Origin of the sequence: Mesorhizobium sp. M1A.T.Ca.IN.004.03.1.1 (assembly GCF_003997555.1) — a bacterium.
Lineage (GTDB): Bacteria > Pseudomonadota > Alphaproteobacteria > Rhizobiales > Rhizobiaceae > Mesorhizobium.
This window is the reverse complement of sequence record NZ_RZTV01000005.1, coordinates 419,299-442,105: the sequence shown is the minus strand read 5'-3', so window position 1 is coordinate 442,105 and position 22,807 is coordinate 419,299. Positions and strand designations below refer to the sequence as shown.

The 22,807-nt window shown below is 63.9% G+C and carries 21 protein-coding genes; 8 read left to right on the top strand and 13 right to left on the bottom strand.

The genetic code is table 11. The features are described from left to right. Positions 1–87 precede the first annotated feature (87 nt). Entirely contained in the window at positions 88–2,541 is a 2,454-nt protein-coding gene (locus tag EOD29_RS19275; RefSeq protein WP_127247475.1) for a DNA translocase FtsK, read from the bottom strand. 216 nt (positions 2,542–2,757) lie between these two features. After that, complete coding sequence (locus tag EOD29_RS19270; protein WP_067323814.1) at positions 2,758–3,456, bottom strand: TetR/AcrR family transcriptional regulator; 699 nt, start codon at positions 3,454–3,456, stop codon at positions 2,758–2,760. 135 nt (positions 3,457–3,591) lie between these two features. On the opposite strand from EOD29_RS19270, the gene EOD29_RS19265 reads away from it, so the two are divergent. Next, on the top strand, positions 3,592–4,776 hold the full coding sequence (locus tag EOD29_RS19265; protein WP_127241619.1) for an HlyD family secretion protein: 1,185 nt from the start codon (positions 3,592–3,594) through the stop codon (positions 4,774–4,776). A 116-nt stretch (positions 4,777–4,892) separates the two neighbouring features. Continuing rightward, on the top strand, positions 4,893–6,497 hold the full coding sequence (locus EOD29_RS19260; RefSeq protein ID WP_095799435.1) for a DHA2 family efflux MFS transporter permease subunit: 1,605 nt from the start codon (positions 4,893–4,895) through the stop codon (positions 6,495–6,497). A 93-nt stretch (positions 6,498–6,590) separates the two neighbouring features. Here the strand turns inward: EOD29_RS19260 and msrB are convergent, their stop codons facing one another. From msrB to EOD29_RS19240, 4 genes are all read right to left on the bottom strand, one after another. Beyond that, complete coding sequence (msrB, locus tag EOD29_RS19255) at positions 6,591–7,094, bottom strand: peptide-methionine (R)-S-oxide reductase MsrB (protein WP_067323811.1); 504 nt, start codon at positions 7,092–7,094, stop codon at positions 6,591–6,593. A 195-nt stretch (positions 7,095–7,289) separates the two neighbouring features. Continuing rightward, positions 7,290–7,847, bottom strand: a complete 558-nt coding sequence (locus tag EOD29_RS19250) for a fasciclin domain-containing protein (protein ID WP_127247474.1) — start codon at positions 7,845–7,847, stop codon at positions 7,290–7,292. Positions 7,848–8,054: 207 nt separating this feature from the next. Beyond that, entirely contained in the window at positions 8,055–8,777 is a 723-nt protein-coding gene (locus EOD29_RS19245; RefSeq protein ID WP_176477540.1) for an anti-sigma factor, read from the bottom strand. Further along, on the bottom strand, positions 8,774–9,313 hold the full coding sequence (locus EOD29_RS19240; RefSeq protein WP_095799021.1) for a sigma-70 family RNA polymerase sigma factor: 540 nt from the start codon (positions 9,311–9,313) through the stop codon (positions 8,774–8,776). The genes EOD29_RS19245 and EOD29_RS19240 overlap by 4 nt, the downstream gene beginning before the upstream one ends. A 176-nt stretch (positions 9,314–9,489) precedes the next feature. Between EOD29_RS19240 and EOD29_RS19235 the strand changes: the two genes are divergently transcribed. Beyond that, positions 9,490–10,986: an amidase gene (locus EOD29_RS19235; RefSeq protein WP_095799020.1), complete on the top strand. Its 1,497-nt coding sequence runs from the start codon at positions 9,490–9,492 to the stop codon at positions 10,984–10,986. A 243-nt stretch (positions 10,987–11,229) separates the two neighbouring features. Further along, the gene (gene argB / locus EOD29_RS19230; protein ID WP_067003018.1) at positions 11,230–12,123 is read left to right on the top strand and encodes an acetylglutamate kinase; all 894 of its coding nucleotides are present in this window, start codon (positions 11,230–11,232) and stop codon (positions 12,121–12,123) included. A 7-nt stretch (positions 12,124–12,130) separates the two neighbouring features. Here argB and bchE read toward each other — a convergent pair whose 3' ends face one another. Further along, a complete protein-coding gene (gene bchE, locus EOD29_RS19225; protein WP_127247473.1) occupies positions 12,131–13,699 on the bottom strand; it encodes a magnesium-protoporphyrin IX monomethyl ester anaerobic oxidative cyclase in 1,569 nt (522 codons plus the stop codon). 325 nt (positions 13,700–14,024) lie between these two features. On the opposite strand from bchE, the gene EOD29_RS19220 reads away from it, so the two are divergent. Further along, the gene (locus EOD29_RS19220; protein ID WP_095831847.1) at positions 14,025–15,095 is read left to right on the top strand and encodes a class I SAM-dependent methyltransferase; all 1,071 of its coding nucleotides are present in this window, start codon (positions 14,025–14,027) and stop codon (positions 15,093–15,095) included. Positions 15,096–15,218: 123 nt separating this feature from the next. Here the strand turns inward: EOD29_RS19220 and EOD29_RS19215 are convergent, their stop codons facing one another. After that, a complete protein-coding gene (locus EOD29_RS19215) occupies positions 15,219–17,198 on the bottom strand; it encodes a GGDEF and EAL domain-containing protein (protein WP_127247472.1) in 1,980 nt (659 codons plus the stop codon). A gap of 387 nt (positions 17,199–17,585) precedes the next feature. Then, positions 17,586–18,062 carry an Lrp/AsnC family transcriptional regulator gene (locus EOD29_RS19210; protein ID WP_067003023.1) on the bottom strand — a complete coding sequence of 159 codons (477 nt, stop codon included), beginning with the start codon at positions 18,060–18,062 and terminating at the stop codon, positions 17,586–17,588. 142 nt (positions 18,063–18,204) lie between these two features. On the opposite strand from EOD29_RS19210, the gene phhA reads away from it, so the two are divergent. Then, positions 18,205–19,038 (top strand): phenylalanine 4-monooxygenase, encoded by an 834-nt coding sequence (phhA, locus tag EOD29_RS19205; RefSeq protein ID WP_127247471.1) that lies wholly within the window; start codon positions 18,205–18,207, stop codon positions 19,036–19,038. A gap of 158 nt (positions 19,039–19,196) precedes the next feature. On the opposite strand, the gene EOD29_RS19200 is transcribed toward phhA, so the two are convergent. Continuing rightward, complete coding sequence (locus EOD29_RS19200; protein WP_095799017.1) at positions 19,197–19,688, bottom strand: MarR family transcriptional regulator; 492 nt, start codon at positions 19,686–19,688, stop codon at positions 19,197–19,199. Positions 19,689–19,782: 94 nt separating this feature from the next. On the opposite strand from EOD29_RS19200, the gene EOD29_RS35975 reads away from it, so the two are divergent. Beyond that, on the top strand, positions 19,783–19,950 hold the full coding sequence (locus EOD29_RS35975; protein ID WP_164747443.1) for a hypothetical protein: 168 nt from the start codon (positions 19,783–19,785) through the stop codon (positions 19,948–19,950). 85 nt (positions 19,951–20,035) lie between these two features. Here the strand turns inward: EOD29_RS35975 and EOD29_RS19195 are convergent, their stop codons facing one another. Together EOD29_RS19195 and EOD29_RS19190 are read right to left on the bottom strand one after the other, a co-directional pair. After that, positions 20,036–20,185 carry a hypothetical protein gene (locus EOD29_RS19195; RefSeq protein WP_164763779.1) on the bottom strand — a complete coding sequence of 50 codons (150 nt, stop codon included), beginning with the start codon at positions 20,183–20,185 and terminating at the stop codon, positions 20,036–20,038. A gap of 25 nt (positions 20,186–20,210) precedes the next feature. Then, the gene (locus EOD29_RS19190; RefSeq protein ID WP_067323795.1) at positions 20,211–20,972 is read right to left on the bottom strand and encodes a GGDEF domain-containing protein; all 762 of its coding nucleotides are present in this window, start codon (positions 20,970–20,972) and stop codon (positions 20,211–20,213) included. A gap of 150 nt (positions 20,973–21,122) precedes the next feature. On the opposite strand from EOD29_RS19190, the gene EOD29_RS19185 reads away from it, so the two are divergent. After that, positions 21,123–21,830 (top strand): pyrimidine 5'-nucleotidase, encoded by a 708-nt coding sequence (locus EOD29_RS19185; RefSeq protein ID WP_067003034.1) that lies wholly within the window; start codon positions 21,123–21,125, stop codon positions 21,828–21,830. 67 nt (positions 21,831–21,897) lie between these two features. On the opposite strand, the gene EOD29_RS19180 is transcribed toward EOD29_RS19185, so the two are convergent. Then, entirely contained in the window at positions 21,898–22,737 is an 840-nt protein-coding gene (locus EOD29_RS19180) for an LOG family protein (RefSeq protein ID WP_127247469.1), read from the bottom strand. Positions 22,738–22,807: the final 70 nt, after the last annotated feature.

Sequence of the window (22,807 nt, the reverse complement as noted above, 5' to 3'; positions counted from 1 at the left end):
TGACCTCTCCCCGAGGGCCCCAGATAGAACAAGGACGGGCAGGACCAGCCGCGATCGGCCGACCTGACTGCGCGCCCTAACGCCCGCTCAATCCGTCTCGTCGCGCTCCGGCGCATGGTCGCGCCGGCCGGCAAGGATTTCGCGCTTGCCGACATGGTTGGGCGCGCCGACCAGGCCTTCCTTCTCCATGCGTTCGACCAGCGAGGCGGCGCGGTTATAGCCGATGCCGAGGCGGCGCTGGATGTAGGAGGTCGAGCATTTCTTGTCGCGCTTGACCACTTTGACCGCCTCCTCATAGAGGGCGTCGCCATCCTCGGCGTCGATCGAGCCCTTGTCGAAGACTGGACCCGTGTCGGCCGGATCTTCTTCCTCTTCCTCGCCGGCGGTGACCGTATCGAGATATTCCGGGCGGCCTTGCGCCTTCAAATGCGCCACGACGTGCTCGACCTCGAGATCGGAGACGAAGGGACCGTGCACGCGCACGATGCGCCCGCCGCCGGCCATGTGCAGCATGTCGCCCTGGCCGAGCAGCTGCTCGGCGCCCTGCTCGCCAAGGATGGTGCGGCTGTCGATCTTGGACGTCACCTGGAAGGAGATACGGGTGGGGAAATTGGCCTTGATGGTGCCGGTGATGACGTCGACCGACGGGCGCTGTGTGGCCATGATCAAATGGATGCCGGCGGCGCGCGCCATCTGCGCCAGCCGCTGGATGGCGCCTTCGATCTCCTTGCCGGCCACCATCATCAGGTCGGCCATCTCGTCGACGATGATGACGATGTAGGGCATCGGGGCGAGGTCGATCTCCTGCTCCTCGAACAGCGGCTCGCCCGTGCCCTTCTCGAAGCCGACCTGCACCTGCATGACCACGACCTCCCCCTTGTCGCGGGCGGCCGCGGCGCGCTGGTTGTAGCCGTCGATGTTGCGCACGCCGAGGCGCGCCATCTTGCGGTAACGCTCCTCCATCTCGCGGACCGCCCATTTGAGCGCGGTGACCGCTTTCTTGGAATCGGTGACGACCGGCGTGAGCAGATGCGGGATGCCGTCATAGACGGACAATTCGAGCATCTTGGGATCGACCATGATGAGGCGGCACTCCGCCGGCTTCATCCGGTAGAGCAGCGATAGGATCATGGTGTTGATGGCGACCGACTTGCCCGAGCCGGTGGTGCCGGCGACCAGCAGATGCGGCATCTTGGCGAGGTCGGCGATGACCGGCTCGCCGCCGATGGTCTTGCCCAGCCCCAGCGCCAACTTGCACGATGTGTTGCGGAAGCCGGCCGATTCGATCAGCTCGCGGAAATAGACCGTCTCGCGCGTTTCGTTGGGCAGCTCGATGCCGATGACATTGCGGCCCGGCACCACGGCGACGCGCGCCGAGATGGCCGACATGGAGCGGGCGATGTCGTCGGCCAGGCCGATGACGCGGCTGGACTTCACGCCCGGCGCCGGCTCGAACTCGTAGAGCGTGACGACCGGACCCGGCCGGACATGGATGATCTCGCCCTTGACGCCGAAATCCTCCAGCACGCTTTCGAGCAGGTCCGCGTTCTGTTCCATCCGCTCCTGCGACATGTAGAAGCCCTGGCCTTCCGGCGGCATCTGCAGCAATTCCTCGGACGGAAGCTCGTAGCCGGCCGAAGCGGGCTGCGGCGCGACCTTGCCGGCGACGGGCAGGGGCGGCGCGGGTCTGGCGGCCTTGGCGCTCTTTGCGATGGGACGCGGCGCGACGGACTCAGGCGCGGGCGCGCGCGATTCGATTTCCCCAGGAGCGGACCGGAGAGCGGGCAGATCGACCGGCGCCGTCAGCGGGGCCAGACTTGCGGCCGGCCCGTGCGAGCGCCATTCGATGACGCGGTAGAACGAGGTCGCCTCTCCGATCGCGGCGGGGCGGAACGGGCTCGGTTGCGCCGCAGGACTCATCCGCGCGGGAGCCGCGGGCGTCTGCAAAGGATCGTTCAGCCGTGCCCGCGCCAGGCGCTCGGCGAGCAAGGGCAGGCTGAACTCGAAAAACGCATCGTCGGAAAGATAGGACCAACGAAATTTCGGCGGCTGCGGCTTTTGTGCCGGAGTGGCTACGGCCCGTGGCGGCGGCGCGGCGCTGGCCTGCTGCGGCTTGACGATGGCCTGCGGCGGCTTGGCCGGGGCGGTGGCGGCCGCGCCGGGGACTGCCCGGCCCGGATTGGTCGGCTGGGGCGCCAGCGGCGCCGGACGAATGGGAAGCCCGCGGGAAGCCACCGCCTTGGCCGGCGCTTCATCAACTGGCTCCGGTGCGGGCCGTTTGTCGGAATCCGGCGTGCGAGTGAAGCGCACATTGGGCGCGAGGAAGAAATATTGCTGCCAGGCCTGGCCGCCGAACTCGTCGCCGCCAGCCGAATCGGCGGCGTTCGATTCGCCGTCAGCGGCGGCTCGCAGCGTGACGACCTGCCCTGTTTGCCGCTGCGGCGGCACGGCAGCGCCATGGTGCCGCGCGTCTTCCGAGCTGCTGTCGTCGTTGTCGCCGTAAGCGGAAGCACCGGAAGGATTGGCACGGGTAAAACGCATGGATGTCACACTCGAGATTCGTCGAACAAACGTGTCCCGAGACATAGGAACCGATGGTTAACAAGCTCTTCCGGAAGGGTCCGGGAAAAGTGCCCGTCGACGGTTCGAGTTGGGCTGGAAGAAGGAGGTGACCGGTGGCATCGAAGTCGGCTGCCGCGGCGCCGTAGCGTCGTCAAAGCGCCTCGCGTTCCTTCGCAATCGCTGCGCGCCGCAGGTTCACGCCGAGAGCGACGCCTGCTCCTCGGCCGCGAGCTTCTCGGTGCCGTAGGCCTTCAGAAAGACGTTCACGCCGGAGCGAACGACATGCTCGATCTCGGCTTGGCTCGGCGCCTTGGTGCGGTAGGAAAAAATGCACTGGCGGAAGAGGCCGGCGAGGCAGAGCTCGGTGAACTGATAGGCGGCGAGATCGACATCGTCGATCTTCAGCAGGCCGCGTTCGACGGCTTCGTTGAGGAAGATCATCACCTTGTCGTGGCCACGCTTGGGACCGCGCTCGTAGAAGCGGGCGCCAAGCTCGGGAATCCTGTCGGAAGCGCCGACCACGGTGCGCTGCGCCTGGATGACCTTGGCCGAGGTGATCTTGGCGGAGAGCACCATGCCGAACTTCACCAGCGTCTTGCGCAGGTCGTCGAAATGGTCGAGCACCTCATACATATTCTTGAAGATGGTGCCACGCTCTTCCTCGATGAGAGCCTCGAACAGCTCTTCCTTGTTGGCGAAATAGACGTAGATCGTGCCCTTGGAGACGCCGGCCTCGCGCGTGATGTCGTTCATCGACGCGGCTTCGAAGCCCTTGTCGATGAAGACGCGGCGCGCGCCTTCGATGATCTGGGCCCGTTTGATCGGATCCTGCCCGGCCGCGGGACGGCCTTTGCGCAAGTCGAGCAGATCGCTATCGGCTGTCGTTTCGACCATCGACGTCAAACCTCACGAAATATTTCGAACCAACCGGTTCGATTTGCTCTTGATATGGGCCTCTTTCCGCGCTATGTCAATCACCAATTCGAACCGAACGGTTCAGTCTGACTGACTTGTCCCAGAGAGATTATCATGTCCTCGAACGCGCCCGCTACCGCCGAAGTCCGCAATTTCCCCAACGCCAAGGTCCAGCCGTCGACCGAAGCTCCGGAAGCGCCTGTACTGCCCGCTCCTCCCGCGCCTGCCGAAGCGCCGGCCAAGAAGAAGCGCTCTGTGCGCTCGCTGCTGCTGCCGATCATCGGGCTGGGCCTCCTCGGCGCCGGCTCCTGGTACGGCTACGATTACTGGACCGACGGCCGGTTCATGATCTCCACCGACGACGCCTATGTCCAGGCCGACATGTCGTTCGTGTCGCCGAAAATCTCCGGCTATGTGGACAAGGTGCTGGTGAGCGAGAACCAGAGCGTCAAGGCCGGCGATCCGCTGTTCGTCATCGATGACGGCGACTACAAAATCGCGGTCGGCCAGGCGGAGGCGCAGATCGCCACGCTGGCGAAGACGCTCGACCGCATCGATGCGCAAACCAAGGCGGCGCAGGCCTCGCTGGCGCAAGCACAGGCGCAGAAGATCGCCGACCAGGCGGCGGCCGACAATGCGGCACGCGCACAGGCCCGCGCGGCGCAGCTGCTCAAGACGCATGTCGGCACGCAGGCACAACTCGACGACGCCCAGACGGCGCTCGACCAGGCGAAGGCAGCCCTCGCCGGCGCCGACGCGCAAATCACCGCCGCGCAGGCCAATATCGGCGTGCTCGAAGCCCAGCGTGCGGAATCCGCCAGCACGCTCGCCTCGCTGCAGCTCACCCGCGACAAGGCGCAGCGTGACCTTTCCTTCACCGTGCTCAAGGCGCCCTATGACGGCGTCGTCGGCAACCGCTCGGTCGAACAGGGCGACCTCGTCACGCCCGGCCAGAAGCTCGCCGTCGTCGTGCCGATGGATAAGCTCTACATCGTCGGCAACTTCAAGGAGACGCAGCTTGGCCGGCTGGTGCCTGGCGAGAAGGTCCGCATCACGGTCGATGCCATCGACGGCCAGACCTTCGAGGGCACGGTTTCGTCGCTGGCGCCGGCTTCGGGCGCGGTGTTCTCGCTGCTACCGCCGGAAAACGCCACCGGCAACTTCACCAAGGTGGTGCAGCGCGTGCCGGTCCGCATCGACGTGCCGGCCGACGTGCTGAAGACCGGCAAGTTGCGCGCCGGCCTGAGCGTCATCGTCGCCGCCGACAGCCGCACCGCGCCGGCCGCGACGACCAACTGAGCAGTTTGGGGGGCGGCCCGGTGGCCAATTGAGCGCCGAGCCGCCCAGCCTGTTTTGACGCAGTTCCGGGCGGAAAACGCCGCGCACTTTTGGAGCTGCCGCAGGGAGGCCATGAGATGGCAACCGCAACCATTACCGCAGGAGCAGCGCCGGCACGTCCGGCAGCCGCCGCCCCCGCCGACCACATGCCGGCGCGCCGCGTCATCGCCTTCCTGGCGATGGTGTTCGGCATGTTCATGGCGATCCTCGATATCCAGATCGTCTCGGCATCGCTGGCCGAGATCCAGGCCGGCCTCAGCGCCAGCTCCGACGAGATCCCGTGGGTTCAGACCGCCTATCTGATCGCGGAAGTGGTGATGATCCCGCTGTCGGGCTTCCTCAGCCGCATGCTGTCGACCCGCGTGCTGTTCACGACCGCGGCCGCCGGCTTCACAGCAGCAAGCGCGCTGGCCGCGACCGCCACCAACATCGACCAGATGATCGTCTACCGCGCCATCCAGGGCTTTATCGGCGGCGGCATGATTCCGAGCGTGTTCGCTGCCGCCTTCACCATCTTCCCGCCGTCGCGCCGCGCCGTCGTCTCGCCGATGATCGGCCTCGTGGCGACGCTGGCGCCGACCATCGGCCCGACGGTCGGCGGCTATATCAGCCATGCCATGTCCTGGCACTGGCTGTTCCTGATCAATGTCGTGCCGGGTATACTGGTGGCGACGGCTGCCTGGTCGCTGATCGATTTCGACAAGCCGAACCTCAAGCTGTTCTCCAAGTTCGACTGGTGGGGCCTGATCGGCATGGCCGCCTTCCTTGGCTGCATGGAATACGTGCTGGAGGAAGGCCCGAACCATGACTGGCTGCAGGAGCCGGCCGTCTTTGCCTGCGCCATCATCATGACCATAGGCGGTCTCATCTTCTTCTGGCGCGTGTTCACCGCCGAGGAGCCGATCGTCGATCTGCGGGCCTTCAACAATGTCAATTTCGCCTTCGGCTCGCTGTTCTCCTTCGTGGTCGGCATCGGCCTTTACGGGTTGACCTACCTCTATCCGGTGTTCCTCGGCCGCATCCGCGGTTACGATTCGATGATGATCGGCGAGGCGCTGTTCGTCAGCGGCCTGGCGATGTTCTTCACCGCGCCCGTTGCCGGCATCCTGTCGAACAAGATCGATCTCAGGCTGATGATGATGGTCGGCTTCATCGGCTTCGCCACCGGCACATGGTGGATGACGCATCTCACCGCCGACTGGGATTTTTATGAGCTCTTGATCCCGCAGATCCTGCGCGGCTGCTCGATGATGCTGTGCATGGTGCCGATCAACAACATCGCGCTCGGCACGCTGCCGCCGGAGCGGCTGAAGAATGCGTCGGGCCTGTTCAACCTGACCCGCAATCTCGGCGGTGCCGTCGGCCTGGCAGTCATCAACACGGTGCTGATCGACCGCAATGCCTTTCACTATGCAAGGCTTTCCGAGCATGTGCAGTGGGGCAGCGAGGCCGCGCAGACCAAGCTGCAGAACATGACGCTGACCTTCCAGCAAAACGCCGGCCTCGACGCCACGGCCGCCGCCATTTCAAAGCTGTCCGGCATGGTGCAGCAGCAGGCGGCGCTGTTGTCCTTCATGGACGTGTTCATGATGCTGACCGTGCTGTTCGCCTCGCTCGGATTTTTCGTGCTGTTCATCAACAAGCCGGCACAGCAAGGCGGCGGTGGCGGCGGAGGCCATTGAGGAGCCGGAACCCCCGCCTGGCGTCCTCAACGCGTGACCCCGGAAATCGTCGCCGATTTCCGGGGTCATTTCTTTGGACAGATCGCAGTCCGCTCAGGCCGCGGCGGGCTTGAAGGTCAGCGCCACGCCGTTGATGCAGTGGCGCAGGCCGGTGGGCGGCGGGCCGTCGTCGAAGACATGGCCAAGATGACCGCCGCAACGGCGGCAATGCACCTCGGTGCGCGTCATGCCGAGCGAACGGTCTTCGGTCTTGCCGATGGCATTGGGGATCTCCTGCCAGAAGCTCGGCCAGCCGGTGCCGGAATCGAACTTCGTTTCCGACGGATAGACCGGCAGGTCGCATCCGGCGCAGGCGAAGATGCCCTTGCGGTGTTCGTTGAGCAGCGGGCTGGTGCCCGGATATTCGGTGCCCTCCCTGCGCAGCACGTCGAAGGCGGCATCCGAAAGGATGGCGCGCCATTCGGCGTCGGTCTTGGTGATCTCGAAGGTCTCGGCGGCCAGAGCCGGCTTCGCGCCGCCCATGTGCAACGCCGCTCCGGCTCCGATTGTGAGGGCAGTGGCGGCGGCACCGCTCCAGAGAAAGTCGCGACGGTTCATGGCCTTTCCTCCTGACGTGATCTTACAAACTAGGACGCCACCGGAAAAGCAAAAGCCGGTGACGGTTCGCGCGCCACCCCGCGTCGACCCAAGCCCTGGCGATGCGGAGCGGCGCTTGACGGCAGCACGGATCGTGGGAGGGAGACCGTGCGGCCGGCGCGGACATGCGCCACTTCGCCGGCCGCACGCGCTTTGTTACATCTTCGGCAGAAGAACCTTGTCGATGACGTGGATGACGCCGTTCGACTGGCGCACGTCGGCGATTGTGACATGAGCGACGTTGCCGTTCTCGTCGGTCGCCGTGACCTTGCCCTTTTCGGACTTCAGCGTCAGGGCGCAGCCGCCGACGGTCTTGACCTCATGCGCACCGCCATCGGCCTTGGCCATCTTGGCGACGTCGGCGGCCAGCGCCTTGGCGGCAATGACATGGCAGGTGAGGATCTTGGTCAGCTTGTCCTTGTTCTCGGGCTTGAGCAGCGTCTCGACGGTGCCGGCCGGAAGTGCAGCGAAGGCCTCGTTGGTCGGGGCAAAGACGGTGAAAGGACCGCGGGTCTGCAGCGTGTCGACCAAGCCGGCGGCCTTGACGGCGGCGACCAGTGTGGTGTGGTCCTTCGAATTGACGGCATTCTCGATGATGTTCTTCTTGGCATACATCGGGGCGCCGCCGACCATCGGATTGGCGGCATAGGCAACGGCGCCAAGCGCCGAAAGGCCGATTGCAGAGGCAAGCAGAAGGGTGGCGAGTTTGCGCATTGTATAAGTCTCCTCGGGTTATTTTCCCCATCCTTGGGAACGCGAGGAGATACGAGGCGTCAAAAACTTAGTTTCGCGAACTTCGAAGATTTTTTATTCGCCGGCCCGGATGCAAACGTACCGCGTCTAAGCGCACGAAAGCGCTGCTGCCGACACATGTCGGGTGGATAGACTTCGGCTAGTCTTCAATTCTTTTCCGAAATGTCGTCAGATGCCCTTCAGATCGCCGGCAGCGACGACGGGGCCGGTCGGCTGGCCGGTCGGCGAACCGCCGGCCGGCTCGAGACTGACGGCGAGCACGGCGCCTTGCGCCAGCTTCTCCTGCACGGCCGGCGTGACGGCCATGCGCGCGGTCTGGCCGGCCGGGATGACGCCCATCGAGACCGGCGCAGTCTTGCCCTCGATCATCCACAGCTCGAAATCCTTGCCGGCGCCGCGTTCGCCGGAAACATGCGAGAGGCCGACCTCCTGGCGCGCAGCGTCATAGACAGCGAGGTATTTGACGTTGCTGTTGTCGGCGGCGAGCGAGGCGACCAGCCTGGTTTCGGGCTGCGGCAACGGCGGATTGACGAGAGGCAGGGCGACAAAGACGGCCAAAGCGGCAAGCGCGGCCGCGGCAAGCCCGCGCCAGAAGGCGAGGCTCCCCAGCAGGCCGGTGCTGGGCGCGGCGGGGGTGGTCACTGATGAGGCAAACAGCCGCCGGTCGATCGCCGCCTTGACCGAAGCCGGCGCCTCGACCGCAGCGTAGGCGGCTGCCATCGGCGCGAAATGGGCTTCCCAGGCATCGACCAGGCGGGCAAAACCCGCCTCGGTATCGATGCGGCGGGAGGCGATCTGGCGTTCGTCGGCTGCCAGAACGCCGAGAACGTATTCGGCGGCGAGCAGGTCGTCGCCTCCGCGTTCCGGTCCGTTTTCTTCCGCCAGCGTCATCTTTCCAGGCATTCTCTCAGTTTGAGCAAGCTTCGCCGCAGCCAAGTCCGCATCGTGTTCAGCGGGACCTTGTGGCGCTCCGCCAGCTCGGCATAGCTTTCGCCGTTGAGATAGGCGCCCCGGACCGCCGCCGCCCGGTGTTTCTCCAATTCGTCGAGGCAATGGTAGATGCGTTCGGTCTCGCCGCCCGCGACAGCCATGGCCTCAGGCCCCGGCGCCGGATCGGCGACCTCGAGCGCTGCATCGATATTGGCGGAAGGACCGCGCCGGGCCCTGATACGGTCGATCGCATGGTTGCGCGCAATGGCCACCAGCCAGGAAATCGGGCTGAGATCGGAAATCGCGAAACGATCGGCCTTGGTCCAGATCTTGACGAAGACCTCCTGCAGTGCTTCTTCCGCCTCACTCTTGTCCCTCAATACACGAAGGCAGACGCCGAAAAGTTTCCCGCTGGTCTGCTTGTAGAGCAGATCGAACGCAGCCCGGTCCTTCATCGAAGTCCGGACGATCAGCTTGCTGATGTCCTGAGGCCCCATGCAGGCAAATTAGAAGATTGCGATCTATTTGCAACGGCGCGGGCGGTGTTGTCCACCCAAGGCTGCCGCGGCGTCAGTACGTGAAGTCATCTTCCGCAATGCGAGATGAACAACGCAAATCCGGATTTCGATTTGCGGCTTCATGCGATAGCCTTCGCCAAAACAGGGGAGCGGCGATGTCGATCGAACGCGTGCTTTGGGAACAGGATGCGACCGGACTTGCCGAACTCATCCACAAGGGAGAAATCTCGCCGCAGGAGCTGGTCGACGCCGCGATCGCCCGCGCCGAGGCGACAAGACCCGACATCAACGCCATAGCGACGCCGCTCTATGACGCCGCCAGGGCGCGGGCGAAGGCGATCGACCGCAAGCAGCCGCTCGCCGGCGTACCCTTCGCGCTGAAGGATCTCGGCATCGGCATCAAGGGCGTGCCGATCCATGGCGGCAGCCGCATTCCGGCCTTCACGGCCGATTTCAACTCGGTGATGGTCGAGCGCTATCTGGCCGCGGGCCTGATCCCGATCGCTACCAGCACCTCGCCTGAGCATGGGCTGCGGCTGATGACCGAATCGGCCCGCTTCGGCATCACCCGCAACCCCTGGAACACCGGCCACACCACCGGCGGCTCGTCCGGCGGATCGGCGGCGCTCGTCGCGGCCGGCGTGGTGCCGGCGGCGCACGCTTCCGACGGCGGCGGCTCGATCCGGGTGCCTTCGGCCTGCAGCGGCTTGGTCGGGCTCAAGACCTCGCGCGGTCGGGTGCCGCTGACGCCGCTCACCAGCGAGAGCTGGTACGGCATGGTCGTCGACCATGCGGTCAGCCGCTCGGTGCGCGATACAGCCCTCCTGCTCGACCTGACGCACGGCGCCGATCCGCTGTCGCCTTATGCGGCGCGGGAGCCCAAGGGCGCCTTCACCGCCGCAGCGGCGCGCGATCCAGGCCGGCTCAGCCTCGCCGTCTACCGCAAATCGCCGCTCGGCCTGCCGATCTCGGCTGAGACGATGGAAGCGCTGGATACCGCGGTGGCGCTGGCGCGCGAGGGCGGGCACACGGTGGAAGAGATCGACCTGCCCTATATCGGCCGCGACTTCATCGCCGATTTCTGCAAGAGCGTCGCGTCGGCCGTCGCAGGCATGATGCGTGCCGAGGCGAAGCGCGTCGGCCGCCCGGTGTCCGGCGAGGTCGAACGTGCGACGCGCGTGCTTGGTCGCCTCGGCGAAATGCTGTCCGCCGGCGAGGTCTATGACGCCGTGCAGCGGCTCAACGCCACCGCGCGGCAGATGATCGAAGACACGGCGCGCTTCGATGCCGTGCTGATGCCGATCATTGCGCACCCGCCGCTCGCCTGCGGCGCGATGGACCCGAAAGGCGCCGACGAGCTCGTCGAGAACGTCCTCGACAAATTGCATCTTACCGGGCTGCTCAGGATCAAATCGTTTTTCGGCCAGCTGATGGACAAGAGCCTGTGGTTCACTCCCTGGCCGGCGATCCACAATGTCAGCGGCCAGCCCTCGATCGCGCTGCCGGTGCATGTCACCGCAGGTGGCCTGCCGCTCGGCATCCAGGCCGCGGGACGGCCCGGCGACGAGGAGACGCTTTTGTCGCTCGCAGCGCAAATGGAGAAGATTTCAGGATGGCTGAAGCGCCGCGCGCCGCTCAAGGTGCCCGGCTAGGTCTGTCGATATTCAGGTGATGCCGGCCTGCGAATGGCGGTTTTCTGCGCTTTCCGGTACTCACGTACCAGAAAGTACGCTCCGTTCCGGTTCTCGAAATCCGCCATTCTCGACTCGGCCTGACCTGAATCTCGACAGACCTTGAAACCCGCCGATTTCGTCATTGTGAGCGCAAAGCCGTTTGCGACCTGCGGCAATTCCCGCTAAGACGCCCGCCATCCTTGCCACCTAGGGAAAGCACCGATGACGGACATCGCCGCCAACGCCGAAATGCAGGCCGCGCTGCTCTCGCGCGCGCTTCCTTATATGCAGCGCTACGAGAACAAGACGGTGGTGGTTAAGTATGGCGGCCATGCCATGGGCGACAACGAGCTCGGCAAGGCCTTTGCGCGCGACATCGCGCTGCTCAAACAGTCCGGCGTCAACCCGATTGTCGTCCACGGCGGCGGGCCGCAGATCGGCGCCATGCTCAACAAGATGGGCATCGAATCCAAGTTCGAGGGCGGGTTGCGCGTCACCGACCAGAAGACGGTCGAGATCGTCGAGATGGTGCTGGCCGGCTCGATCAACAAGGAAATCGTGGCGCTGATCAACGCCGAAGGCGAATGGGCGATCGGTCTCTGCGGCAAGGACGGCAACATGGTCTTCGCCGAAAAGGCGCGCAAGACCATGATCGACCCGGATTCGAACATCGAGCGGGTGCTGGATCTCGGTTTCGTCGGCGAGCCGGTCGAGGTCGACCGCACGCTGCTCGACCTGCTGGCCCGTTCCGAGATGATCCCGGTGCTGGCGCCGGTGGCGCCCGGCCGCGACGGCCATACCTACAACATCAACGCCGATACTTTTGCCGGCGCCATCGCCGGCGCCTGCCGCGCCTCGCGCCTGCTGTTCCTGACCGACGTGCCCGGCGTGCTCGACAAGAACAAGAAGCTGATCGACGAGCTGACGGTCGGCGAGGCCAAGGCGCTGATCAAGGACGGCACGATATCGGGCGGCATGATCCCGAAGGTCGAGACCTGCATCGAGGCGATCGAGCGCGGCGTCGAGGGCGTGGTCATCCTCAATGGCAAGACGCCGCATTCGGTGCTGCTCGAGCTGTTCACCGAGCACGGGGCCGGCACGCTGATCGTGCCGTAGCGATTATTTAGCCGGCTAGCCTTCTGCTTTCCGCGACCCGCTTATCTTCCGCGACGGGCAGGGTCGGCTTTCGCGCCGGGTGCTGAAAGACCATCGATTCCTCATCGGCGTCCTGCGGCGCGCCCCAGAATTCGGCAAGCGTCGGGCCCGTGGCCACGCGGCGGTCCCGCACCAGAAAACCCCAGACCTCGCGGAACCAGACGCGGCGGCCCATGTTGATGTACCAACGCATCGAATGCCGCTGCTCTGGGTCCGGATGGAAAAGGACGCGCGCCAGCGCTTTCGGCCGTGACTGCACGGCAAGCTCGATCAGTTTGACGGCGAAGAACAGCATCCACGGCTTCAGCCGGGTCATATGCAGCACCTGGTGCTTGTAGTCCCAGAGCCGGACGTCCTTCTGGATCACCCTGCGATCCTTGGCGATGCGGAAGAACGGCGTCCAGCGATGCGGCGTCACATAGAGCGCCTGGATCTGGTCGGGATCATAGGCGATGAGCTGGCGAAAGCCGCGCCAGAGATCGCGAAAACCCTCATCCTCGAAGCCAACGACCCAGGTCGCCATGGACAATATGCCGTGCCGGCGAAGCAGCCGGATCGCCTCGCGGTCGGACTTGGTGCTGCCGCCCTTGCGGATCAGCGACAGTGTGGCCTCGTCGGTGTTCTCCATGCCGAGCAGCCAGCGGATGACGCCGGCCTTGCGATAAAGGTGCAGGATATCGGCATCGCGCACGATATCGTCGGCGCGCGTCGAGCCGACGATCAGCACCGGCACGTTCTCGGCGATCATCGCATCGAGAAAGGCGCGCCAAGCCTTCTTCGAGGAGGTGGGGTTCTCGTCGGCCAGATTGACCAGTTCGACGCCATACTCGCGGTGCAGCCAGGCGATCTCCCTGGCGAAGCTGACCGGGTCGCGATGTCGCCAGCGGGTCCAGAAGCCGCGCTGGCCGCAATAGTTGCACAGATGCGGACAGCCGCGCGAGAACTGCATGACCACGGCGCGCTTGCCGCCCCAATAGCTGTAGCGGCCATGGTCGATCAGCTCCCAGCCGATGCGGCAGGCGTCGAGATCGGTAATCGTCATCGCCGGCGGCGCCGCAAAGGGTCGGCCGCAATCGTCGCGATAGGCGATGCCGGCGACACCCGACACCGGCCGGCGCCTTTCCAGCGCCTCGACCAGCGCCAGCGCGGTCGCCTCACCCTCGCCGCGCACGATGAAGTCGAAGACGTCCGTTGCGGCGAGCACGTCGCGCCAGTGATAGGTCGGGAAGACGCCGCCATAGAGGATGACGACCCCTAGCGCGCGGGCTTTGATCATTTCCGCGATCCGCAGCGCGGTCGGATGCGCCGAGGTCGAGCCGGAATGGCCGATCAGGACGAAATCCGGGTTATCGCTCAGGGCCTCATCGACGAGCGTGGAAAGCGGCATCGGCCCGAACTCCGCATCGACCAGGCGCACCCGATGGCCGGCATCGAGCAGCGGACCGCCGATCGCCAGCAGACCCAAAGGCGGCAGGTGATCGTCGGGCACGCGGCTGCCGATGGCCGTATGCGGCGGGTTGACCAGCACGATGTTCATGGCGGACCTCCGTTGCGTCGGTCCGCCGGTCGTATTTGGCGATGTCGAAGCCGCCTGGGCGCGGTTCAGCAGTTTCGATGCAGCTTTCCCACAGATTTGATGGGCACACCCGAAACGTCGCGCAGAGCGGGAGACGGCGTCAGCCCAGTGCATAACAAAAGGTTAAGGACGTGCGCGTTGCGCAGCTCGATCGAGCTCTGGTTTTCGGCGCTTCAAACCTTCGGCAAGGAGAGTATTAGCAGAAACTAATGCAGTTGACCCTAAACTTTTATTAAAACTCTAAGCATTTATAATTGTCGGTGGGGGACCACAAGGAAATGCCCATATGGCGCTGAATCCCGATCTGAAAATCGATGAGGCGAGCCTCATCACATCGACGTTGATCAAGAAGCACAAGGCGGCGTCCGCGGAGGCGGTCGACGCCGCCGAGCTCAAGGCGCGGGCGGCCCAGCTCGCCCTGGTGCTGGACCTCGCTCATCAGGCTTTCGCGCGCCAGGAGCCCGCAGGGCAAATCGTCGAGCGCCTGGCGGGTCGACTGCATGAACTGCGCCGGGAGGTCGCTCCGGCTCTTTGGCAGGAACTGATCCCGCTCGCTCAGCAGCACCGCGTGGCGGCCTACCTGAAGCAGGATCCGTTCACGCGCTGGTCCTTCGAAAAGCCGCGCGGCTATTCGGGCGACGCGACGCTGCTGGACATCTACTACAAGCACCCGAGCGCCGACGAGATCGTGGCATCGTCGAGCGAACTCGGCCGCGAGATCTTTGCCTATACGAGCGAAGCGGCAAGCTCGGTGGCGGGGCGCGAGCGCCGCGAGATACTGGCCAAAACGGTCGACGAAACGGCTGCCCGGGTAGAAAACGCCGAGGTGCTGGCAATCGCCTGCGGCCATTTGCGGGAAGCCGAACTCTCAAAGGCGCTCGCCGAGAGAAGGTTAAAGCGCTGGATCGGTCTCGACCAGGATCCGGTGAGCGTCGGCACGGTCAACCGTGACCTCGCCGGTACGGCAGTGGAAGCCGTGGACGGATCCGTGCGCGGTCTTTTGCGGCGCGCCTACCCGCTTGGCACATTCGATCTCGTCTATGCGTCCGGGCTGTATGACTACCTGCCGCTTCCGGTCGGCGCACGGCTGCTGCAGCGCGCCATGGAACTGGTCAAGCCGGACGGCGAATTCCTCTTCGCCAATTTCAGCGACGAGATCACGACCGACGGGTACATGGAGACGTTCATGGACTGGCCGCTCATCCTGCGGTCGGCCGGCGACATGTGGGACATCATCAATGCCGCGGTGGACAAGAACCGCGTCGAAGCCGAGGTCTATTACGGATCGAATAGGAACATCGTCTACGGCAAGATCCGCAAACGCGTGGATTTCGCGGCGCCCGCCATGGAGCGGTAGCGGAGCCGCTTCACATCCGGATTTTCAAGTCGGGCCGTGCAGCGGCCCGGCTTCTGATGCAGCGCGCGGCGTGCTCGTTTCGCCGAGATGGCGCCGCCCTACATTCCTGCCGCACTGCTTAAGCTAAGCGACGAGGTCCTGCCTGGCCTGCATGATCTCTTCGATCGGGACGGGACGTCCGGTCAGGAAGCCCTGGATCGACTGGATGCCCATGTGCTGCAGCAAATTCTGCTGCTCTTTCGTCTCGACACCCTCGACAAGGACCGTGTGGCCCAGATTGCGCAGCAGTCTGACCATGTCCTGCAACAGGCTCAGGCCTCGAACCGTCTGGCAATCGTGCAAGAAACTGCGATCGATCTTGACGACGTCGAACTTGAAACGACGGAGCCAGGCCAGACCCGCAAATCCGGTTCCGAAATCATCGAGCCAGATCTGAACACCCAGGTTTCGAAGCTGCTCGATACTTCTGGCGGCCTGTGCCTCCAGGGATATATCGCTGCCTTCGGTGACCTCGAGCGCCAGCCTCTGAGGCGCCATGCCGTGGCGACCAAGGATCTCGGTGACGTGAAGCGGGAAATTCGGAGCCTTGAGCTGGACGACCGAGACGTTCACGGACACGACCGATCCCAATCCGTGCTCGACCATGTCGCCGCAAGCCCGATCGATCACCCACATCCCGAGTTCCTCGATCCCGCCGGTCTGCTCGGCGACAGGTATGAACACGGACGGGCTGATCACGCTGCCGTCGAAGTCGCGCAGCCGCATCAACGACTCATGGCCAAGCACCTTGCCGGATATCGCATCGCAGATCGGCTGATAGACGACGGAGACCAGTCCCTCCGAAACGGCTTGCTTGAGCAGTTCCGAAAGATTCTGGCTGGCGCGCTTCTGATCGATGGCCTGCGCATCATAGATGGTGAAGGTCGCGCGACCGGAAAACTTGGAGGCGTAAAGCGCGCGATCGGCCTCCTGCAACAAGATCCGAAGCTCTATGCTTTGATCGGCGCGCGTCAACGAGGCGCCAGCGCTGATGGTGACGATGTTGAGTTTATCGTCCCGATCGGGATGGGAGATGTTCAAGTCCTCGACGGCCCGGCAGAATTGATGGGTCACCTCGCGCAGGTGATCCGGTCCGGCGACCTTGCAGAGCACGACGAATTCCTCGCCGCCGTACCGTCCCGCGATGGCGTGATTGGACGCCGCCGTCTCGTCGAAGGCTCGGGCAAGCTCGATCAGGCAGTCGTCGCCGGCCTGATGGCCGAGCCGGTCGTTGAACCGCTTGAAGTAGTCCACGTCCATGAGAATGACGCCTATTTCGTCATTGTCCCTGGCCCATTCCTTGCACAACTCCGCGAATTCTCGGGTGATCGCCCTGCGGTTCTTAAGCCCGGTAAGCGGGTCGGTGTCTGCGATCTCGATGAGCTTTTGACCATTTTCGATGGCGACCTGCTCCTGGATCTGCGCCTGAAGGGCATGCAGGAAGGTTTGGTAGCGCTCCATGCTGAGGCGCCATGACAGATAAAGCGACAAAACAAGGCAATTCACGAAATAGGTTGCAAGCACCAGACGGGTGCCAAGATCGGCTTGAAGCAAGCACAGCGTGGCGCCGAGGAATGCTATTGTCACGGTTGCGGACGACAGCGCCGAGAGCCATAGCCGGAAGTTGAAGAAAAGATTGGCACCGAGAATGAAAACCGTGCCGAAGATGATGAAATGGGACAGCGCCTCCTGATGCGTCGTTCCGAGGGCCGACAGCAGCCATCCGATCGCGCCCGCCACGATCGCCAGAGCAGCAACGTAGTGCAGAGTGGTGACGGCAAAATCGCGTCGAGCAACAAGTTCGACAAGCACCAGGAAGGTCAATCCCAACGTCAGGCGCGTCAGAATCACACGGTCGGCAATGTCGGGGAAAAGGAACCAGTCGAAGGCCCCGTAGCATATGTAGCTCAACACGGCCGCCGCTATGCCCCAGCGCACGACCTTGCGATTCTGATCCGCGTTCTTCTGCAGCAGCATCGCAAAAAGCGTCGGATCGGCGGATTTCCACGGCGGGCGTGAAATCGCTTCAGTGACCCTCTGAGCCACGTCCTCCGTCAGTTGCATGCAATGCTCCTTTGCGATCATCCTCCGCATGAACGGGTTCGAGCAAGCGAAGTCCGTCAAGTCCTTACGGAAGGACGAAGGCAAGCCTGGTTCATTATAAGACACTAATGTTGCTAACCGCCGGTAAACGGATCATGCGATTGCACCGGCACAGCGGCCCGCTAAGGATTCCATGCAACAATCGTGAGTTACCGAATAATGCATGGTCACACTTTCTCCAGATCGCAAGAGACGACGCACGAAACATTGCGTAAATTTCCGAGCGCGTCTTTTGTTAAGGTTCGTGTAACCTTAATTTCAGTTGATATCGGGGAAATCGTCCCGAAGTAGATTCGCTCCGACCACATTGTCGGGCCGTTCTTTGCGGAGGAACCGTTTCGGGCACGATTACCGCCGCAAATGGCTGAGCGGCACGTGGCCTGGGCCCTTGATGTTCTGCAGCACAAGCTGGGTGTGGACGTCGCGGACGCCGGGCAGCCGCATCAGCCGGTGCATGACGAAAGCATTGAGATCGTCCACCGACGGCACCATCACATGCAGCAGGAAATCGTGGTCGCCGGTCATCGTCCAGCAGGACGAAACCTCGTCCATGCGCTGCACGGCGGCGATAAAACTTTCCGGCGAGCCGTCGCTGTGGCTCACCAGGCGGACCTGGATGAACACCTCGACCGTCAGCCCCAGCGCGCGTCGGCTGAGCACGGCGGCAAAGCCCTTGATGATGCCGGCGCCTTGCAGCGCCTCGAAGCGCCGAGCGCAGGGAGTGGTCGACAGACCGATCTCCTGCGCGAGTTCCGACACGGCCTTGCGCCCGTCGCGCTGCAGGGTGTCCAGCATTCTTATTTCGAACTCATCCAACTGAGGCATTTTCCCTCCTAAACGTTTAAATTTGAGCGAAGTTTACCTCAAAATCCCTCGCTTGGCTACAAAGAAGGCTGATTTGCCTCACGAGCCGCGGCTACGATGACGCCACCATCCGGGAACCGACGATTTTTTTCAGGAGGAAGAAATGACGATCAGCGTTGCCGACTATGCCCGCGAGTGCGCGGCGCAAGGCCTTCGCGGCGACTATTCGGTGTGCCGCGCCGACTTCACAGTGGCTCAGGATTATGACTATTCCGCCGACGAGCAGGCAGTGTGGCGCACGCTCTGCGATCGCCAGACGAAGCTGACGCAGAGGCTGGCGCACCGTTCCTATCTCGACGGCGTCGCGACGCTCGGGCTGCTCGACAAGATTCCGGATTTCGACGCCATCAGCGAGAAATTGCGCAAGCTCACGGGCTGGGAAATCGTGGCGGTGCCCGGGCTGATCCCCGCCGGCCCCTTCTTCGACCATCTCGCGAACCGCCGTTTCCCGGTCACCAACTGGCTGCGGACCAGGCAGGAACTCGACTACATCGTCGAGCCGGACATGTTCCATGACTTCTTCGGGCATGTGCCGATCCTGACGCAGCCGGTGTTCGCCGATTTCATGCAGATGTATGGTGAGAAGGCCGAGGACATGATCGCGCTGGGCGGCGACGAGATGATCACCCGGCTCTACTGGTACAGCGCCGAATACGGCCTCATCCAGGAAGCCGGCCAGCCGGTAAAGGCTTTCGGCGCAGGACTGATATCGTCTTTCACCGAGCTGCAATTCGCGGTCGAAAGCAAGGACGCCCATCATGTGCCGTTCGACCTGGAGACGGTGATGCGCACCGGCTACGAGATCGACAAGTTCCAGCGCGCCTACTTCGTGCTGCCGTCCTTCGACGCATTGCGCGATGCATTCGCCGGCGACGACCTCGCCGGGATCGTCACGCGGTTCAAGGGTCAGCCGGCGCTCGACCCCGCCACGGTCTAGGCATTGAACCAAAATGCGCGAGCCCGAAATCGTTCGGTGCGGCGCGCTTCGGGGTCCGGCTTTCGCCCAGCCGGCCTCAGAGCGGTTCGGTGGCTAAAAGGCGACTGAGCCGCTCTGGGTTTGCGGAAGCAAGCCGCCAGTGTCCGGTCCCTCGGGCATCAGCCGGCCGAAGCCGGCTCGGCCTTGAGCCTCGCCAACTGCTCGCTTTGCAGCTCCAGCGCGGCGTCGATGAAGCGCAGCACGGTCGCCAACTCGGCGTCGCTGAAAGCCGCCATCACTTTCTCGCCCTCGCGCGCGATGGCGCCATAGTAGCGCTCCGAAAGTTCTCTGGTCAGGTCGGTCGCCTCTATCACCACCTTGCGCCTGTCTTCCAGGCTGCGGGTTCGGGTAACGAGCCCACGCGCCTCAAGGCGGTCGATCAAGGCCGTCACCGCTGCCGGCGTCAGCCCCGTCGCCGCCGCCACGGCGCCGGCCGATTGCGGCCCCGCATAGAGCAAGCCCAGACAATGCCGCTCGGCCGCGATCAGCCCAAGCCGCTCCCCGACCGCCTCGTCATAGGCTTGCGTCGCGTCCTGCCAGCGCATGACGGCACGGCTGACGGCCGCCGTCATCTCAGCACGATTCATGCTTGACGAATTTAGTTCGATCATCTAACTATCAAGTTGTCTAACATTCAGACTATCGTATCAATATGCGATGCCACCCTTTGCGAAGCAAGGGCAAAGTCGCCGACAGGAGTGAACAATGAGCTTGATTCAACAGCGCCCCCCTCTCTCGCATGAGGAGGAGTACAGATACGCCAAGCTGGCCATGGAATGGTATGGCTGGGGCTCGCCCATCGGCCTCGGCATCCTGCTGGTGGCACTTGCCGCCGCGGCCGTGCTGGTGCGGGTCGCCGTTTACGGACTGTAGATCCACCCCCAAAGGCGCGCCAGGGCGGCGCCGGTTGCCATTGCAGGCGCCGGCGCCGCCTGCCTTTTCGGGGTTCAGACTGTGATCACCTTCCTGAGGTGGACGCCCAGCCGGCAGGTACCATGCGGGTGCCGCCCATATCGTGATGGCCCGCCGTCTCCTCATTCGTCGGATAATCGCCGCCTTTGCCGATCCAGTCGGCGATGCGCACGCGGCCGAGATTCTTCCGCGCCATGGTCGTGCCGAAGAGCCGCAAGCCCTCAGGCGGCTTCCGAGAGATCGCGATCAAGAACGGACAGGTTGCGGCCGCGATGCTTGGCCTCGTAGAGCCTGCGGTCAGCGGCGCGCATCAGCTCCGACACGGTGGCGCTCTCGCCACAGGTGATGCCGCCGATCGAGACCGTCAAAGGCACGGTCCGCTCGTCGACGGGGCGAAAGCGGATCAGTTCGACCTCGCGGCGGATGCGCTCGGCCACGCGCCTTGCTTCCGGTTCGGTGGCGCCAACCAGGAAGGCGGCGAACTCCTCGCCGCCGATTCGGCCGAGCACATCGCCGCTGCGCACGCCGCGCTCGATGGCGCCGGCGATCAGAAGCAGCGCATCGTCGCCGGTCAGGTGACCGTAATTGTCGTTGATGGTCTTGAAGTGGTCGGCATCGATGATCAGCAGGGCGCCGCGATCGGCCTTGCGCCGGGAACCGTCGAGCGCGGCGAAGAAGGTCTCGCGGTTGAGCATGCCGGTCATGTCGTCGCGGCTTGCCTTCTCCGACAGGCGTCTGTGGGCCGCGGCGAGCTGGGCATGCGCGCGGGCAAGCTCGCGATGCGCATTTTTCAGCCGGTCGCTTTGCCAGAAGGTGCCGACGCTGGCGATCCAGGCGAGAATCAAAGGGCAAACTGTGGCCGTCAGCCAGACGGTGCGGCTGATCGGAAAGCCCATGGCCGGGACCACAACCAGCGTCAACAAGAGCGAGACAGCGACCGAAGCGAACGCGACGACTGCGGACTTCAAGATTATGCGACTCATCGCTGTCTCCCAACGGACTGCCTCTGTGCCAGCAAGCGCTGAAGGTGACCTTTCCGGGACGATTAAAATTTGAAGGGAGGCGCCATTTTCACGACGCAAGACGCGCGGAAGTTGTGGATAAACTCCGCGTCCGCATGCCATAAGGAGGCCATGACGACGACACCCGAGCCCGCCCGTTTTGCCCATGTCACGGATTGGGTATTCGACCTCGACAACACGCTCTATCCGCATCACTCGAACCTGTTCGCGCAGATCGACGTGAAGATGACTGCCTATGTCGGCGAGCTGCTGACGCTCTCGCGCGAGGAGGCGCGCAAGCTGCAGAAAGAGCTCTACCTGGAGTACGGCACGACGCTGAACGGGCTGATGGCGCGCCACGGCATCGACCCCGACGACTTCCTCGAGAAGGTGCACGACATCGACTATTCCTGGCTGGTGCCCGATCCGGTGCTCGGTGCCGCGATCCGCCAATTGCCGGGCCGCAAGTTCATTTTCACCAATGGCGACCGCAAGCATGCCGAGCGCGCCGCGCGCCAGCTCGGCGTATTGGATCATTTCGACGACATCTTCGACATCGTCGCGGCGGGTCTCAACCCCAAGCCGGCCCGCCAGACCTATGAGCGGTTCGCCGAGCTGCATTCCGTGACCGGCCACAACGCGGTGATGTTCGAGGACCTGGCGCGCAACCTCTCTGTGCCGAAATCGCTCGGCATGACGACGGTGCTGGTCGTGCCGCGCAATTTCGAGCCGACTTTCTCCGAGATCTGGGAGCGCGACCCGGCGAATGAGGACGACGTGGATTTCGTCACCGACGACCTCGCCGGCTTCCTGACGGCAATCGTCGAGGTCCCGGGCTGACCCAACTCCAGATTGCCGGCGCCGTCGTCAGAACTCGCTGGTCATTGCGGTAACGACGAGCGCGCACTCAGAGGCTGTAGAAGCGGCGAACGATGTCCCAGGCTTCGTCGGCGGTGTCGACGAAATCGATGATGTCCTGGTCGCCGGGCGAGATCGTGCCTTGCTCGGCAAGGAAGTCGAGGTCGATCGCCCGTTGCCAGAACGTCTTGCCGAATAGGATCACCGGCACGCGCTCCATGCGCCCGGTCTGGATCAGCGTCAGCGTCTCGAAGAATTCGTCCATCGTGCCGAAGCCGCCCGGAAACACGGCGACCGCCTTGGCGCGCATGACGAAATGCATCTTGCGGATGGCGAAATAGTGGAAGTTGAAGCAGAGCTCGGGCGTCACATAGGCGTTCGGCGCCTGCTCGTGCGGCAGCACGATGTTCAAGCCGATCGACGGCGCGCCAACATCGTCGGCGCCGCGATTGCCCGCCTCCATGACTCCCGGTCCGCCGCCGGTGACGACGACGAATTCGCGATAGTAGGACGTGGCCGACTGCTGCGAGCACAGCCGGGCGAACTTGCGCGCCTCTTCGTAATATTTGCTGTTCAGCTCGAGGTTCTTCTTCTGCGTCTCGTTCTTGGCGGCCCAGGCGGCGCCGCCCGGCTCGGGAAGCCGCGCCCCGCCGAACAGGATGACGGTCGAGCGGATGCCGCGCTCGGCAAGGATCATCTCCGGCTTCAAGAGCTCGAGCTGCAGGCGCACCGGACGCAATTCGCGCCGCGTCATGAAGTCGGGATCGTTCCAGGCCAGGCGATAGGTTTCGGCCCGCGTCTGCGGCGTGTCCGGCACGCTTTTCGACCGCTCGAGATCCTCGTCCGAGTGGGGCAGCGGCGTCCAGCCCGCCTTTTCCATGGGTGTCATCGAATCCACCGTCCTAATTCCTTTACTTGCGCCGTCCCGTGACGCAGTCGCGATTGACCCCCATTAAGGC

Coding starts and splice junctions, on each gene's coding strand:
- EOD29_RS19275 (WP_127247475.1), bottom strand. CDS start 2,541: ATGCGTTTTACCCGTGCCAATCCTTCCGGTGCTTCCGCTTACGGCGAC.
- EOD29_RS19270 (WP_067323814.1), bottom strand. CDS start 3,456: ATGGTCGAAACGACAGCCGATAGCGATCTGCTCGACTTGCGCAAAGGC.
- EOD29_RS19265 (WP_127241619.1), top strand. CDS start 3,592: ATGTCCTCGAACGCGCCCGCTACCGCCGAAGTCCGCAATTTCCCCAAC.
- EOD29_RS19260 (WP_095799435.1), top strand. CDS start 4,893: ATGGCAACCGCAACCATTACCGCAGGAGCAGCGCCGGCACGTCCGGCA.
- msrB (WP_067323811.1), bottom strand. CDS start 7,094: ATGAACCGTCGCGACTTTCTCTGGAGCGGTGCCGCCGCCACTGCCCTC.
- EOD29_RS19250 (WP_127247474.1), bottom strand. CDS start 7,847: ATGCGCAAACTCGCCACCCTTCTGCTTGCCTCTGCAATCGGCCTTTCG.
- EOD29_RS19245 (WP_176477540.1), bottom strand. CDS start 8,777: ATGACGCTGGCGGAAGAAAACGGACCGGAACGCGGAGGCGACGACCTG.
- EOD29_RS19240 (WP_095799021.1), bottom strand. CDS start 9,313: ATGGGGCCTCAGGACATCAGCAAGCTGATCGTCCGGACTTCGATGAAG.
- EOD29_RS19235 (WP_095799020.1), top strand. CDS start 9,490: ATGTCGATCGAACGCGTGCTTTGGGAACAGGATGCGACCGGACTTGCC.
- argB (WP_067003018.1), top strand. CDS start 11,230: ATGACGGACATCGCCGCCAACGCCGAAATGCAGGCCGCGCTGCTCTCG.
- bchE (WP_127247473.1), bottom strand. CDS start 13,699: ATGAACATCGTGCTGGTCAACCCGCCGCATACGGCCATCGGCAGCCGC.
- EOD29_RS19220 (WP_095831847.1), top strand. CDS start 14,025: ATGGCGCTGAATCCCGATCTGAAAATCGATGAGGCGAGCCTCATCACA.
- EOD29_RS19215 (WP_127247472.1), bottom strand. CDS start 17,198: ATGCAACTGACGGAGGACGTGGCTCAGAGGGTCACTGAAGCGATTTCA.
- EOD29_RS19210 (WP_067003023.1), bottom strand. CDS start 18,062: ATGCCTCAGTTGGATGAGTTCGAAATAAGAATGCTGGACACCCTGCAG.
- phhA (WP_127247471.1), top strand. CDS start 18,205: ATGACGATCAGCGTTGCCGACTATGCCCGCGAGTGCGCGGCGCAAGGC.
- EOD29_RS19200 (WP_095799017.1), bottom strand. CDS start 19,688: ATGATCGAACTAAATTCGTCAAGCATGAATCGTGCTGAGATGACGGCG.
- EOD29_RS35975 (WP_164747443.1), top strand. CDS start 19,783: ATGAGCTTGATTCAACAGCGCCCCCCTCTCTCGCATGAGGAGGAGTAC.
- EOD29_RS19195 (WP_164763779.1), bottom strand. CDS start 20,185: ATGGCGCGGAAGAATCTCGGCCGCGTGCGCATCGCCGACTGGATCGGC.
- EOD29_RS19190 (WP_067323795.1), bottom strand. CDS start 20,972: ATGAGTCGCATAATCTTGAAGTCCGCAGTCGTCGCGTTCGCTTCGGTC.
- EOD29_RS19185 (WP_067003034.1), top strand. CDS start 21,123: ATGACGACGACACCCGAGCCCGCCCGTTTTGCCCATGTCACGGATTGG.
- EOD29_RS19180 (WP_127247469.1), bottom strand. CDS start 22,737: ATGACACCCATGGAAAAGGCGGGCTGGACGCCGCTGCCCCACTCGGAC.